Raw genomic sequence first — 12,754 nt, forward strand, 5'->3', positions numbered from 1 at the left:
TCAGAGAACCGGTTGGGCAGGGGCGACGGCGTCGCGATCACTGCGCGCCGGTGCCCGGATGAAGAACGACGCTGCCACCGCCACCAGTGACACGGCCCCGCCGTAGAGGAAGGCGGTGTGGATCCCGGCCTCGGAGCCGCCCACAGCGGTTGCGCCGTCGGCGATTCGGGCTGCTGCGGTGTTCGACATCACGGTGACGAACAGTGCGGTACCTGCGGCACCTGCCAACTGCTGAACCGTGCTGAAGATGGCACTACCGTGCGAATACAGCTGGGTGGGAAGCGATCCCAGCGACGAGGTCATGAGCGGCGTCATGATGAGCGCGAGGCCGGCCGAGAGCAGCATGTGGATACCGATCACGAGCGGAAGGGCGGACTGCGCGTCCAGGACGGTCATCGACCACAGCGCGGCGCTCACCACCATCGCACCTGGAACGACCAACGGGCGCGGTCCGATTCGGTCGAAGATGCGTCCGACGAACGGCGCGAGCAGCCCCATCAGCAGTCCGCCGGGGAGCAGCATCAGGCCGGTGTCCAGGGTGTCGAGACCGCGGACGTTCTGCAGGTACATCGGTAGCAGGATCAGAGCGCCGAACAGGGCCATCATCGAGATCGCGATCATGCCGAGGCCGATGCTGAAGGTGGGGGTACGGAACGGACGCATGTCCAGTAGAGCTCCACCCTGATCTTGCCGGGCGATCTGACGCAGCACGAACACCACCAGGGCAATCGCTCCGACCACCAGTGGCAGCCATACCGGCACCACGGACTCCTCGGCCGAGTGTCCCAGGCTGCTCAGGCCATAGACGATCCCGCCGAAAGCCAACGCGGACAACACGACCGACGGCGGATCGAACGACGGCCGACCGGTCTGGGTCACGTTCTTCACCAGAGTGGTCCCGATGGCGAACGCGACGAGTGCGATCGGCAGGACGAGCCAGAACATCCAACGCCAGTTCAGCGAATCGAGGATGACTCCCGAGATGGTCGGACCGATGGCGGGGGCCACGGCGATGACGATGGAGATCACGCCCATCATCGCGCCGCGCTTGTGCGCCGGAACCACCGTGAGCACGGTGGTCATCAGCAGCGGCAACATGATCGCCGTGCCGCTGGCCTGGGTGACGCGTCCGAGCAGGAGCAGCTCGAAGCCAGGGGCAGAGGCTGCGAGCAGCGTGCCGACGGTGAACAGAGTCATCGCCGCCACGAATACCTGGCGCAGTGTGAAGCGCTGGAACAGGAATCCGGTGATGGGGATGACCACCGCCATCGTCAGCAGAAATCCGGTGGTGAGCCACTGTGCGGTGGTCGCCGTGATGCTCAGGTCGACCATCAGTGTGGGCAGCGCCACGCTCATGATCGTCTCGTTGAGGATCATGACGAACGCGGCGATGACGAGGATGCCGATCAACAACTTGCTGCCCGGCGCGAGCTGCCCGTCGGGTGCGTGGTCGGTCTCAGGTGTGGTCATGTGTCGAGAACTTTCGCGTATGGGTTCAAAGGTGCAAAGGAATACTGTCGAGACAGCCTGACTCATTGTGACAGTGACTGTCAACTTGAATATTACTGGTAAGTTGACGGCGAGAATACCGAGAAGCGGGCGATGGGTGGAGGACGATGAGCGAGCACGTACCGGATCTGCGAGAGCGTCGTCGCCGAGAAACCCAGCTCGAGATCACCCGTGCCGCGCTCGAACTGTTCGAGACGCAGGGCTGCGCCGCGACGACGGTCGACCAGATCGCACGTCGGGCCGGAGTATCGCCCAGCACGTTCTTTCGTAGCTTCGCATCCAAGGAAGAATCGGTTCTCGGCCTCGCCCCGGAGTTCGAGCTCGACATCGACGCCTGGCTGGCGTCGTCCGCACCCGAGGACATCACCCTCACTGCGATCGAAGCACTCTACGAGCGATCGGTCGAACGATTTTCCGCTGCCCCGCACGAGGCGCGGGATCGACTACTGCGTACCCGACGGCTCATCGGGCGTGACGACCACCTCCGAGCCGCTGCCTTCGCGACCGAGGCCATGACGCTGTGTCGCGTCACCGACTCGGTGGCCACCAAACTCGGTGGCCACGAATCACGTTCGTACGCACGGTTGCTGATCGAGGGTGCCGGAATGGCCATGCGCATCGCCTTCGACGACTGGGCCGAGCGCATCGACGCCGGGCAGGACGCCGACCTGGTGGACATCTACCGAACCACGCTGCGCGATCTACGACGCGTCGTGGCCGGCTGACCGCGCAGGTCGTGCGCGGGACTTCGTAGCAGGGGTCGAGTTTTCGTGCACGTGGCGCGAAGCGCCTCTCACCCCAGGCGACTGGGCGACAGGTCCGCTTCGTCGAGTCCGCGGGCGATGACGTCGGCCGGAAGTGGTTCCCCGCGAACGATCGTCGCGCCGACTCTGGCCAGCGCCGCACACGTCTGGATTCCGTATCCGCCCTGACCGGCGCACCAGAAGAAGCCCTCGAGCTTCGTGTCGAAGCCCACGACCGGGGTGCGATCGGGGACGAAACTGCGCAGACCCGCCCAGGACGAGCGCAGATGTCGTCCCGTCAGCGTGGTCGCCTCGGCAATGTCGTCGAACGCTCGGGCGATCTCCAGCTCGTCCGGGCGGGCATCGCTGGGCTCGGTGGGCGTCTCATCGGCAGGTGAACACAATAGTTGTGCGCCTTCCGGTTTGATGTAGAACTTCTCGTCCATATCGCTCAACGTCGCAAGATTCGCGGTGTCGAGATCATCGGGCGCGGCGACCATGAACACCGACCGACGCATCGGGACGAGTCCGATCGGATCGGCACCCGCCAGTGCGCCCACGACGTCCGCCCATGCGCCTGCTGCGTCGACGACGAGCGGCGCAGTGTGGACCGAACCGTCCGTGGTGTGCACGTGCCACAGTCCGTCGATGCGTCTCAGTTGCGTCACGCCTGCCCCGGTGTGGACTCGACCACCTCGATCGCGCAGCCCCCGCACGAACCCCTGATGCAGCGCGTGTACGTCGACCTCCATCGAATGTGGTTCGTACAGTGCACAATCGATCAGTTCGGGGCGCAGCGGCGGAAAGAACGCACGCGCGTCGGTAGGAGAGACCAATTGGGCGTCGGGTGTCAGTCGGCTGACATCGGCGTACATTGCCTCGAGCGCGTCACCTCGCCCGACGGCCGCGATCTGCAGCAGCGGACGCGGGGCGAGCAGTTCGGACCGGAAGTGCTCCGGCGGGTTCATCAGGAATTCACGACTGGCGGTCGTCAGAGCACGAATGGTGCTGTTGCCGTAGGTCTCCAGGAACAGCGCGGCCGAGCGGCCGGTGGTGTGGAAGGCGAGGGTCTTCTCGCGCTCAAGCAGTGTGACGCGTCGGTCGCTCGCGAGTTCGTAACCGAGCGAGACGCCCCCGATTCCGCCGCCGATCACGATGACGTCGGTGGAGTTCGGTTCTCGCTCGGACGTGGTCATGGATTTCTCCCGTTCGTTGTCTCTGCGGTCCACTGCGCGCCGGGGCCGATCGCCTCGTCGAAGATAAGCCAGGTTCGCGTCGACAGTATCCCGTCGAGTCCCTGCAGCTTGTCGAGCACCAGATGGCGTAGTGCCGACGTGTCCGGAGCCCGAACCAGGACGAGCGCGTCGAAATCTCCGCCCATGAGGCTGACGTGTTCGACGAACGGGAAGGTGCTCAGGTCGTCGGCGACGGCGCGCCAGGAATCCTGCCGAATGGACAGAGCCACATACGCCGACGCGCCGAACCCCGCTTTCTCGTAGGAGATGCGTGCGGTGAATCCCTCGATGACCCCTTCGTCGACGAGACGGTCGACGCGCACGTAGGCGTGTGCTCGCGAGATGTGGGTGGCCTCGGCCAGGGCGCGCATGGACATCCGGCCGTCCCGGCTGAGTTCGGTGACGATGCGTCGGTCCACGTCGTCGAGTCGGTACTCGGGTCCGTGCTGTGCCATCCGTCCACTCCAGGTCGCTCGAGAAGGGTCTGTGTAGACGAATTGTCACATCCTTCGGCACTTCGAGCCATCGATCTTCGTTTCCACCCACGATTTGAATGTCGGTCCATCTGGCCGCACTCTGTGTAGAACACATCGATCCGCGACGAACACGCGCAGAAGGGGTACCGCATGACCACGACCGACACGCTCGATCACGTCACGACCTCGGTCGCACGACGCGTCCGTCAGGGATACGAAGCCGACTTCGTGGAGTGGACCGATCGCGGTATGGATCTCGTCCGAACCTTTCCCGGATTTCTCGGTGGCGGCTGGCTGCGCAGTTCCGGTGATTCCAGCGACTACCACGTGGTCTATCGATTCGAGACACACGACAACCTCGACGCCTGGCTGCGCTCGGATGCCAGGCGCACCTGGCTCAGCACCGGCCGTCCCATCGCCGACGACGTTGCGACACATCGACTCTCCGGTGTGGAGGGATGGTTCGAGCCGCAGTCCAACCTCACCGACGCCGTCCGGGTCATCGGTGGTCCGCCGCCGCGGTGGAAGCAGGCGATCTCGATCGGCGTGGCCTTCTACGCCGTGAGTCTGCTCGTCAACATCGTTCTCACGCCACATCTGACGGACCTGAACGTGGCTCTGCGCACTGCACTGGTGGTGATGATGTGCACGCCGCTGATGGTCTACGTGGTGATGCCGTTCGTCACCGCCCGGCTGCGTCGGTGGTTGGTACCGCGCTCGTAGCATCACCTTCGATAGGGTCGAAACCATGCGCAACGCCCCGGTACACGATCAATTCGCCCTCGACGGGGCCTGGAACTTCCGCGATCTCGGCGGTACGCGCACCACGGACGGGGCAACGATCCGGCCCGGATTGTTCTATCGCGCATCCGAATTGAGTGGGTTGACGGAGATCGGGCAGCGCGCTGTCGCGGATCTGGGCATTCGTACCGTGTTCGATCTCCGCGGCGATTCGGAGGCCGAACGGAGCGGCGTCGACCGAGTTCCCGACGGCGTCGAGTCGATCTCCGTGCCGTACGAGAATCTGAAAGGTGAGCGAGCCCCACACGAGGCAGCTCCGATTCAGGACGAGCAGACTCAAGTGGACTACATGATGCGGGCGTATGCCTCCTTCTCGACTCTCGACGGAGCGTCCCACGCGATCAAGCGGGTGGTGGACGAGATCGTGGAGCAACGCGGCGGCGTCCTGGTGCACTGCGCAGCGGGCAAGGACCGGGCAGGGTGGACGGTCGCGACGGTGTTGCGGGCGGCCGGCGTCGACGAGGACGACATCGTCGCGGACTATCTGAGAAGCAACGACGCGATGGAGCCGTTGCTCGCGCACGTCCGCCGAACCTGGACCGGACTCCACGACGTTCTCCCCACCGAGGCGATACTGGGTGTCCGCGCGTCCTACCTGGAGCACGGCCTGGAGGTCATGGCGAGGTCGCACGGCTCGTTCGACGGGTACCTGAACTACCTGGGCATCGATCGGGATCTCCGACGACGTCTGACTGCCTCGCTCGTACAGGACTGAGCGGTACCCTCTGCGTCATGCGAATCGGACGGACGGCCCCGGATTTCGAGCTCCCCGATCATTCGGGTGAATCCCGTGCGCTCTCCGAGCTGACCGAGTCGGGTCCGGTCGTACTGTTCTTCTACCCGGCGGCCAACAGTCCCATCTGTACCGCCGAGGCATGTCGCTTTCGTGACCTGGGAGCAGAATTCGAACGGTTCGGTGCTCAGCGAGTAGGGATCAGCACCGACACCCGCGACAAGAATCAGCATTTCGCTCTGCAGAGGTCGTTCGACTTTCCGTTGCTGTCCGATCCCGACGGTGCGGTGGCCGAACAATTCGGCGTGCGACGCGGCGGGTGGTTCACTCGGCGGCGTCGGCTTCGAGAGCTCGAACGCGGCCACTCGAACGCGGGTCGACGCGGGTATCTGAGGCAGTTGCTGTCCGTGAAGAGGACGACGTTCGTGATCGATCGGCACCGAGTGGTGCGGATGATGGTGCAGAGCGAGCGCGGTCACGTGCATGCGACCAAGGCGCTGGAGTACCTGCGCTACCTGTCGTGAGAGTTGTTCGTTGTCGTCCGAACGTCAGTCGTTCGCGCCGCTGAACAGGGCGGTGTAGACGGCAGGCTTCGAGGCTTCGGCGTGCGCATCGGTCGATGCGTCGTCGGGATGGCTGAAGAGTGCCTCGTTCTTGTCTTTGTGTTCCATTCCCCGAGCATGCCCCTGATTCGCCGCAATAGCCACTTGCCGCGCGGAACGACCGTGTCCGACCGGCCGGGTTCGGGTGGGATACTGCCCGTGTGCCCGATGAATCCCTGTTCGACGCCCTGCGGCGTGAGCCCGACGCAGAGGCACCCAACCTCCATGCCGTCGACGCTGCGGACCGCCTCGTCCTCGATACCGTCGACGAACTCCCCGGAATCGACAGGGCGACGCCGATCGCGGTGATCGGCGACCGGTACGGAGCTCTGACCCTCGGAGCCGGTTCTCTCGGGTTCACCGCGGTACGCGTTCATCAGGACGCCGTTACCGGCGCGCGGGCGCTCGAGCTGAACGCCGCGCGGGTTGCGATGACCGGGTCGTACACCCAGCACGCATTGGGTGCCGAACTGCTCGACGGCGTCGGGGTGGTGTTGATGCAGTTGCCGCGAGGTCTGGCCGAACTGACCGAGATCGCCGAACACATCGCCGCACATGCGCCGGCGGACGTCGTCGTCCTCGCAGGCGGACGAGACAAGCACATGACCCCGGCGATGAACGACGTCCTGCGGAAGTCGTTCGAGACGGTCACGGCCGGCCGCGGCCGGCAGAAAGCCCGAGTGCTCACCGCACGCGGCGCGGTGGCGTCGGGCATGACGTATCCGGTGAGCAAGCGGATTGCCGACCTGGACCTGACGGTGGTGGCGCACGGTGCGGTGTTCGCGGGGGCCGGTCTCGACATCGGGACGCGATACCTGTTGGAATACGTTCCGAAGATGCTCCCGCGAGCCCGCGTTGCCGTCGACTTGGGCTGTGGCACAGGAATTCTCGCGACCGAGCTGGCCCGAACGAGGCCCGATCTCGAGGTGATCGCCACCGATCGCTCGTCCGCAGCGATCGCGTCGGCAGCGGCCACCGCGGAGGCGAACGGGACGAGTGTCGCGGTGATCGCGGACGACGCGATGTCGACGTTCGAGTCGGAATCGGTCGATCTGGTGGTGTGCAACCCGCCGTTCCACGAGGGGGCGGCGGTGCACACGGGTGGGGCCAGCAAGTTGTTCGTCGCGGCCGGTCGGGTGCTGCGGCCGGGCGGTCAGCTGTGGACGGTGTTCAACACCCACCTGAACTACCGACGTGAACTGGCCGACGCCGTTGGCCCCACCGACCTGATGGGGCGCAACGGCAAGTTCACCGTCGCTCGCTCGGTACGCCCGAGCGAGCAACGGTAGACGGTCAGCTGACCGGGCCGCCGTCCTCGGGGGTTCCGTCGATCTGTCCCCGGTTGCGTCCGAGATCCTCGACGAGAGTGCCCTCGACGATCTCGGCCTGACGCTGGCCCTCCGCGTAGTCGATGTCGGGATCCTCGTCGGATTCCTCGATGACGTGGTCGACCAGTTCCTCGGTCAACTCCTCGTCGGGGGTCTCGGTGATCGGGCGGTCGAGATCTTCCTCGACGGCGACATCGGGTTCTTCCTCGCTGAGCTTGAGGTCCAGGCTCTCGCCCTCGGCTGCCTCGCGGGCGGTGGTGCCGAAGCTGTTGGCCTCGCTCCAGTGGTCGGGAGGATCGACCACGGTGTCACCGTCGTCGTTGCGCACCTCGTCGGAGTCGACGCTTTCACTGGGGTCCAAGGTCTGGTCGGGTCCGTCTTCGATTGCCATTTCCTCATAGTGCCCGTTTCGATTCGGTGTCACACACGCGGTCGTCTCCGCGTGTCGGGGCCCTACCCGGTAGAGTCCGATTTGTCCGTCGTAGAAGTTCTCCTCCTGGGAACTTTTGTCCGGATGTCAGACGTTCTACTGATGACCGACGGGGAGATCCCCGGTGGGGATCAGAACTTACGAAGGGAAGAGACACGGTGCGCACCTCCAGCAACCCGGTGTTCCGCAACCTGCCCAAGCAGCAGGGCGGCGGATACGCCACATTCGGATCTGCGACGGCTGGAGCCTCGCAGGCCGCAACCTTCGGCCAGCATCCCGGAGCGCAGGCCGATCCGTACACCACGCAGCCCGCACAGCGGGCCATGACGATCGACGACGTTGTCACCAAGACCGGCATCACCCTCGGTGTGCTGAGCGTGACGGCGATCATCTCGTACCTCCTCGTCTCCAACAACACCGACTTGGCCATCCCGTTCGTGATCGGCGGCGGCCTGATCGGCTTCGGTCTGGTCATGTTCGCGACCTTCGGTCGCAAGATGGACAACAAGGCCATCGTTCTCGCCTACGCGGCCGCAGAAGGCGTGTTCCTCGGCGCACTGTCGTTGATGTTCACCGGCGTGGAGTTCGGCGGAGTCGGTGGATCGGCCCTCATCGGCCAGGCCGTCCTCGGAACCTTCGGCGTGTTCTTCGGCATGCTGATCGTCTACAAGACCGGCGCGATCCGTGTCACCCCGCGATTGACCCGCATGGTCGTCGGTGCCCTCATCGGCGTCGTCGTGCTGATGCTCGGCAACCTCGTCGCGAGCTTCTTCATGGAAGACGGCTTCGGACTCCGCTCCGGCGGACCGCTGGCCATCATCTTCAGCCTCGTCTGCATCGGCATCGCCGCGTTCAGCTTCCTGCTCGACTTCGACCAGGCCGATCAGCTGATCCGTGCACAGGCTCCGGAGAAGGCAGCCTGGGGCGTCGCCCTCGGTCTGACCATCACGTTGGTCTGGCTGTACGTCGAGATCCTGCGTCTGCTGAGCTACTTCCAGAACGACTAGTAGTCACGCGAAAAGCCCCGCCACTCCATCGAGGAGGGCGGGGCTTTTTCGTTGTGACTCGGATCAGCTCAGGCGTTCCAGCACCATCGCCATACCCATGCCGCCGCCGACGCACATGGTTTCGACGCCGAACGTCTTGTCGTGGGTGGTCAGGTTGTTCAGCAGGGTGGTGGTGATGCGGGCACCGGTCATGCCGAACGGGTGGCCGATCGCGATGGCACCACCGGAGACGTTGAGCTTGTCCTCCTCGATGCCGAGGTCGCGTGCAGAACCGAGGACCTGAACAGCGAAGGCCTCGTTGATCTCGAACAGGTCGATGTCGGAGATCGACATGCCCGCGATCTTCAGCGCCTTGCGGGTGGCCTCGATGGGGCCCAGGCCCATGATCTCGGGGGACGTGCCGGTGACTCCGGTGGAGACGATGCGAGCCAGCGGGGTCAGGCCCAGTTCCTTGGCCTTGGTGTCGCTCATGATGACGAGCGCTGCTGCGCCGTCGTTGAGCGGGCACGCGTTACCGGCGGTGATGGTGCCGTTGGGGCGGAAGACCGGCTTGAGCTGGCTGATCTTCTCGTAGGTGGTGCCGGCGCGAGGGCCGTCGTCGGTGTTGACGACGGTGCCGTCGGGCAGGGTCACCGGGGTGATCTCCCGCTCGAAGAAGCCGGCGTTGATGGCCTCTTCGGCGCGGTTCTGGCTGCGGACGCCCCAGTGGTCCTGATCCTCGCGGGTGATGCCGGTGAGCAGTGCGACGTTCTCGGCCGTCTGGCCCATCGCGATGTACGCGTCGGGTAGCTCGCCGTTCTCGCGGGGGTCGGTCCAGCTGTCCGCGCCCTCTTCCTGTGCCTTCTTGGTGCGGGCCTCGGCGTCGGCGAAGATCGGGTTGTGGCTTGCCGGAAGCGAATCCGAGCTGCCGTGGATGAAGCTCGACACACTCTCGACGCCTGCGGAGATGAACACGTCGCCTTCGCCTGCCTTGATCGCGTGCAGCGCCATGCGGGTGGTCTGCAGCGAGGACGAACAGTAGCGGGTGATCGTCGTTCCGGGCAGGGAGTCGTAGCCGAGCTGCACTGCGACGATACGAGCGAGGTTGTTGCCCTGCATGCCGCCGGGCAGACCGCAGCCCAGGAGCAGGTCGTCGATGTCCTTGGGGTCCAGCGAAGGCACCTTGGCCAGCGCGGCGGCGACCATCTGAGCGGTGAGGTCGTCAGGACGAATGTCCTTGAGCGACCCCTTCATCGCCCTGCCGATCGGTGAGCGCGCGGTGGCGACGATGACTGCCTCTGGCATGAGATCTCCTTCGAATCGATACTGCTTACCTGCTCTGTTACCGCCGAGTAGGCGATGTCTCCTGACCGAACTTACAACCCCGCCCGACCGCCGCCGCCACGACGTACGAGATCCTCCGATGCAGTGACGATCTCGGCGTCGAGCTCCGCGGTTCTGCGACGCAGGAAGCGGTCGAGTGCGGCCGTGGCGCGGGGGATGGCCTTGCGTGATTCGGCGGCGGCGGACACGGTCGGCAGCTCGGGCAGCGGGCCACCGTGCCACACCCCGAGCGCCGATGCGAGCACCGGCAGAATCTGCTGCGCGGCGAGCTCGTAGCCGGCGGCCGACGGATGGAAGCGATCCGCCGAGAACATCGTGTCGGGTGCCGCGAGAAACTCGGGGGAGAGCAGATCCGCCAGCGCCACCGGATGCCCGCCGGCGCTGAGCGTGCGGGCCGTCTGCGCATGCGCGAGGCGTCGACCCCAATTGCGGACGACGGTGCGCAGCGGCTGCGGGATGGCCGTCACGACACCGAGGTCGGGGCACGTCCCCACGGCGACGACACAGCCCTTGGCTGTCAGCCGCTCGACCGCGTCGCCCAGTCTCGCCGCCGACGCCGGAATGGAGAACTTCTTGGTGACGTCGTTCGCGCCGACGAAGATGACCGCTGCATCCGGGGGCGGGCCCGCGACGAACATCGCGTCGACCTGGCCTCCGAGCCCCTTCGAGGTGGCACCGGCAATTGCTTTGGTACTCAATCGAATTCGTCGCCCGGTTTCCTCGGCCAGTCCGCGGGCGAGCAGAACCCCGGGAACTTCGTCGGCGACGACGCAGCCCACGCCTGCCGCCGTGGAGTCGCCGAAGATCATCAGATGAATATCTGCTGAACTTCCCATCCGCCACCGTTCGGGGGCCGCGCATCCCGCTGTGTAGACGCCGTCGGCCTCCGGTGGCTTGGCGGTGGTACGCCCGATGACGCCGCGCGCCGCAGCGGCCTGCGCCATCAGATGTCGGTAGGCGGCCCAGGACGCAGTCCCTGCTCCAGAGCCCGCAAGTACCGTCGCGGCGCTCGCTTTCGCAGCGGTTCGCCATCCGCTCGCCGTCACAGATCGATCCCTCTCGTCGCGCCGTCGACACCATCGTAGGCGGGCGTCGACGGCCGTGGCCGAGAGTCGAATAGCTGCATCTGGGAAGATGGTGCAATGCGCATCGCTCAGCACATCACCGAACTCATCGGCAACACCCCGTTGGTGAAGTTGTCCACCGTCATCGGCGACGGTGCAGGCACGGTCGCGGCCAAGATCGAGTACCTCAACCCGGGTGGTTCGTCCAAGGACCGCATCGCCGTGAAGATGATCGACGCGGCCGAGGCATCCGGCGAATTGAAGCCCGGCGGCACCATCGTCGAGCCCACGTCCGGCAACACCGGCGTCGGTCTCGCGCTCGTCGCACAGCAGCGCGGCTACAAGTGTGTGTTCGTGTGCCCCGACAAGGTCGGTGAGGACAAGCGGAACGTGCTGCGCGCCTACGGAGCAGAGGTCGTCGTCTGCCCGACGGCTGTCGCACCCGAGGACCCCAACAGCTACTACAGCGTCTCCGATCGACTCGTTCGCGAGATCGAGGGAGCCTGGAAGCCCAACCAGTACTCCAACCCGGCCGGACCGGCCAGCCACTACGAGACCACCGGCCCCGAGATCTGGGCCGACACCGACGGAAAGATCACGCACTTCGTCGCAGGCGTCGGCACCGGTGGAACCATCTCCGGCACCGGCAAGTACCTCAAGGAGGTCTCCGGCGGCAAGGTCAAGGTCATCGGCGTCGATCCCGAGGGCTCGGTCTACTCCGGCGGCACGGGACGCCCGTACCTCGTCGAAGGTGTCGGTGAGGATTTCTGGCCGACGGCCTACGACCCGTCCATCCCGGACGAGATCATCGCCGTCTCCGACGCCGATTCCTTCGACATGACCCGTCGCCTCGCCCGCGAGGAAGGCCTGTTGGTCGGCGGCTCGTGCGGAATGGCCGCCGTTGCCGCTATCCAGGTTGCCGAACGCGAAGGTCCCGACGCGTTGGTCGTCGTCCTGCTGCCCGACGGCGGGCGCGGCTACCTGGCGAAGATCTTCAACGACTCGTGGATGTCGTCGTACGGATTCCTGCGTTCGCGTCTGGACGGCACAACCGAGGAGACCTCCGTCGGCGCAGTGCTGCGCGGAAAGTCCGGTGCGCTGCCGGATCTGGTGCACACCCACCCGTCGGAAACCGTGCGCGACGCCATCGAGATTCTGCGCGAGTACGGCGTCTCCCAGATGCCGGTCGTCGGAGCCGAGCCACCCGTCATGGCAGGCGAGGTTGCAGGCAGTGTCACCGAACGGGATCTGCTCAGCGCTGTGTTCGAGGGTCGCGCTGCATTGGCCGATCCCGTTGCGAAGCACATGAGTGACCCGTTCCCGCTGATCGGTGCCGGCGAAACCGTCTCCGACGCCACCAAGGCGCTCGGCGAATCCGACGCGCTGATGGTCGTCGAAGAAGGCAAGCCCGTCGGCGTCATCACTCGCCACGATCTGCTCGGATTCCTCAGCAAGGGTGCCTAGCGGCAGTGGTGTGGTCGAGTGCCCCTGAGGGCACTCGAC

General features: G+C 65.5%; 14 protein-coding genes. 7 read left to right on the forward strand and 7 right to left on the reverse strand.

The features are described from left to right. Nucleotides 1–1,470, reverse strand: a complete 1,470-nt coding sequence (locus ABZ677_RS23655) for an MDR family MFS transporter (RefSeq protein ID WP_358373840.1) — start codon at nt 1,468–1,470, stop codon at nt 1–3. A gap of 146 nt (nt 1,471–1,616) precedes the next feature. Here ABZ677_RS23655 and ABZ677_RS23660 point away from each other — a divergent pair, with 146 nt between their 5' ends. Beyond that, nucleotides 1,617–2,234, forward strand: a complete 618-nt coding sequence (locus ABZ677_RS23660) for a helix-turn-helix domain-containing protein (protein ID WP_358373843.1) — start codon at nt 1,617–1,619, stop codon at nt 2,232–2,234. A gap of 68 nt (nt 2,235–2,302) precedes the next feature. Here ABZ677_RS23660 and ABZ677_RS23665 read toward each other — a convergent pair whose 3' ends face one another. Beyond that, the gene (locus tag ABZ677_RS23665) at nt 2,303–3,448 is read right to left on the reverse strand and encodes an FAD-binding oxidoreductase (RefSeq protein WP_358373846.1); all 1,146 of its coding nucleotides are present in this window, start codon (nt 3,446–3,448) and stop codon (nt 2,303–2,305) included. Then, a complete protein-coding gene (locus tag ABZ677_RS23670) occupies nt 3,445–3,942 on the reverse strand; it encodes an Lrp/AsnC family transcriptional regulator (RefSeq protein ID WP_358373849.1) in 498 nt (165 codons plus the stop codon). The genes ABZ677_RS23665 and ABZ677_RS23670 overlap by 4 nt, the downstream gene beginning before the upstream one ends. 171 nt (nt 3,943–4,113) lie before the next feature. Between ABZ677_RS23670 and ABZ677_RS23675 the strand changes: the two genes are divergently transcribed. The 3 genes from ABZ677_RS23675 to ABZ677_RS23685 are packed head-to-tail and all read left to right on the forward strand — an operon-like array spanning nt 4,114 to nt 6,021. Further along, entirely contained in the window at nt 4,114–4,686 is a 573-nt protein-coding gene (locus ABZ677_RS23675) for an antibiotic biosynthesis monooxygenase (RefSeq protein ID WP_037188487.1), read from the forward strand. 25 nt (nt 4,687–4,711) lie between these two features. Beyond that, nucleotides 4,712–5,479, forward strand: coding sequence for a tyrosine-protein phosphatase (locus tag ABZ677_RS23680; RefSeq protein WP_037188485.1), 768 nt, complete (start codon nt 4,712–4,714; stop codon nt 5,477–5,479). 17 nt (nt 5,480–5,496) lie between these two features. Beyond that, nucleotides 5,497–6,021 carry a peroxiredoxin gene (locus ABZ677_RS23685; RefSeq protein ID WP_358373853.1) on the forward strand — a complete coding sequence of 175 codons (525 nt, stop codon included), beginning with the start codon at nt 5,497–5,499 and terminating at the stop codon, nt 6,019–6,021. A gap of 24 nt (nt 6,022–6,045) precedes the next feature. On the opposite strand, the gene ABZ677_RS23690 is transcribed toward ABZ677_RS23685, so the two are convergent. Then, nucleotides 6,046–6,168 carry a hypothetical protein gene (locus ABZ677_RS23690; protein WP_255138702.1) on the reverse strand — a complete coding sequence of 41 codons (123 nt, stop codon included), beginning with the start codon at nt 6,166–6,168 and terminating at the stop codon, nt 6,046–6,048. Between the two features lie 92 nt (nt 6,169–6,260). Here ABZ677_RS23690 and ABZ677_RS23695 point away from each other — a divergent pair, with 92 nt between their 5' ends. Further along, nucleotides 6,261–7,388, forward strand: a complete 1,128-nt coding sequence (locus tag ABZ677_RS23695; RefSeq protein WP_358373856.1) for a methyltransferase — start codon at nt 6,261–6,263, stop codon at nt 7,386–7,388. 4 nt (nt 7,389–7,392) lie between these two features. Here the strand turns inward: ABZ677_RS23695 and ABZ677_RS23700 are convergent, their stop codons facing one another. After that, nucleotides 7,393–7,818 carry a hypothetical protein gene (locus ABZ677_RS23700; protein WP_037188477.1) on the reverse strand — a complete coding sequence of 142 codons (426 nt, stop codon included), beginning with the start codon at nt 7,816–7,818 and terminating at the stop codon, nt 7,393–7,395. A gap of 197 nt (nt 7,819–8,015) precedes the next feature. Here ABZ677_RS23700 and ABZ677_RS23705 point away from each other — a divergent pair, with 197 nt between their 5' ends. Then, nucleotides 8,016–8,864, forward strand: coding sequence for a Bax inhibitor-1/YccA family protein (locus ABZ677_RS23705; protein WP_358373861.1), 849 nt, complete (start codon nt 8,016–8,018; stop codon nt 8,862–8,864). A 63-nt stretch (nt 8,865–8,927) separates the two neighbouring features. Here ABZ677_RS23705 and ABZ677_RS23710 read toward each other — a convergent pair whose 3' ends face one another. Together ABZ677_RS23710 and ABZ677_RS23715 are read right to left on the reverse strand one after the other, a co-directional pair. Beyond that, nucleotides 8,928–10,148: an acetyl-CoA C-acetyltransferase gene (locus tag ABZ677_RS23710; protein WP_037188472.1), complete on the reverse strand. Its 1,221-nt coding sequence runs from the start codon at nt 10,146–10,148 to the stop codon at nt 8,928–8,930. Nucleotides 10,149–10,219: 71 nt separating this feature from the next. After that, nucleotides 10,220–11,233 carry an SGNH/GDSL hydrolase family protein gene (locus ABZ677_RS23715; RefSeq protein WP_358373864.1) on the reverse strand — a complete coding sequence of 338 codons (1,014 nt, stop codon included), beginning with the start codon at nt 11,231–11,233 and terminating at the stop codon, nt 10,220–10,222. A gap of 96 nt (nt 11,234–11,329) precedes the next feature. Here ABZ677_RS23715 and ABZ677_RS23720 point away from each other — a divergent pair, with 96 nt between their 5' ends. Next, complete coding sequence (locus tag ABZ677_RS23720; protein ID WP_358373867.1) at nt 11,330–12,715, forward strand: cystathionine beta-synthase; 1,386 nt, start codon at nt 11,330–11,332, stop codon at nt 12,713–12,715. The last annotated feature ends 39 nt before the right edge of the window (nt 12,716–12,754 follow it).

Origin of the sequence: Rhodococcus sp. NPDC006774 (assembly GCF_040636045.1) — a bacterium.
In the GTDB taxonomy this organism is placed as follows: domain Bacteria; phylum Actinomycetota; class Actinomycetes; order Mycobacteriales; family Mycobacteriaceae; genus Rhodococcoides.

Coding starts and splice junctions, on each gene's coding strand:
- ABZ677_RS23655 (WP_358373840.1), bottom strand. CDS start 1,470: ATGACCACACCTGAGACCGACCACGCACCCGACGGGCAGCTCGCGCCG.
- ABZ677_RS23660 (WP_358373843.1), top strand. CDS start 1,617: ATGAGCGAGCACGTACCGGATCTGCGAGAGCGTCGTCGCCGAGAAACC.
- ABZ677_RS23665 (WP_358373846.1), bottom strand. CDS start 3,448: ATGACCACGTCCGAGCGAGAACCGAACTCCACCGACGTCATCGTGATC.
- ABZ677_RS23670 (WP_358373849.1), bottom strand. CDS start 3,942: ATGGCACAGCACGGACCCGAGTACCGACTCGACGACGTGGACCGACGC.
- ABZ677_RS23675 (WP_037188487.1), top strand. CDS start 4,114: ATGACCACGACCGACACGCTCGATCACGTCACGACCTCGGTCGCACGA.
- ABZ677_RS23680 (WP_037188485.1), top strand. CDS start 4,712: ATGCGCAACGCCCCGGTACACGATCAATTCGCCCTCGACGGGGCCTGG.
- ABZ677_RS23685 (WP_358373853.1), top strand. CDS start 5,497: ATGCGAATCGGACGGACGGCCCCGGATTTCGAGCTCCCCGATCATTCG.
- ABZ677_RS23690 (WP_255138702.1), bottom strand. CDS start 6,168: ATGGAACACAAAGACAAGAACGAGGCACTCTTCAGCCATCCCGACGAC.
- ABZ677_RS23700 (WP_037188477.1), bottom strand. CDS start 7,818: ATGGCAATCGAAGACGGACCCGACCAGACCTTGGACCCCAGTGAAAGC.
- ABZ677_RS23710 (WP_037188472.1), bottom strand. CDS start 10,148: ATGCCAGAGGCAGTCATCGTCGCCACCGCGCGCTCACCGATCGGCAGG.
- ABZ677_RS23720 (WP_358373867.1), top strand. CDS start 11,330: ATGCGCATCGCTCAGCACATCACCGAACTCATCGGCAACACCCCGTTG.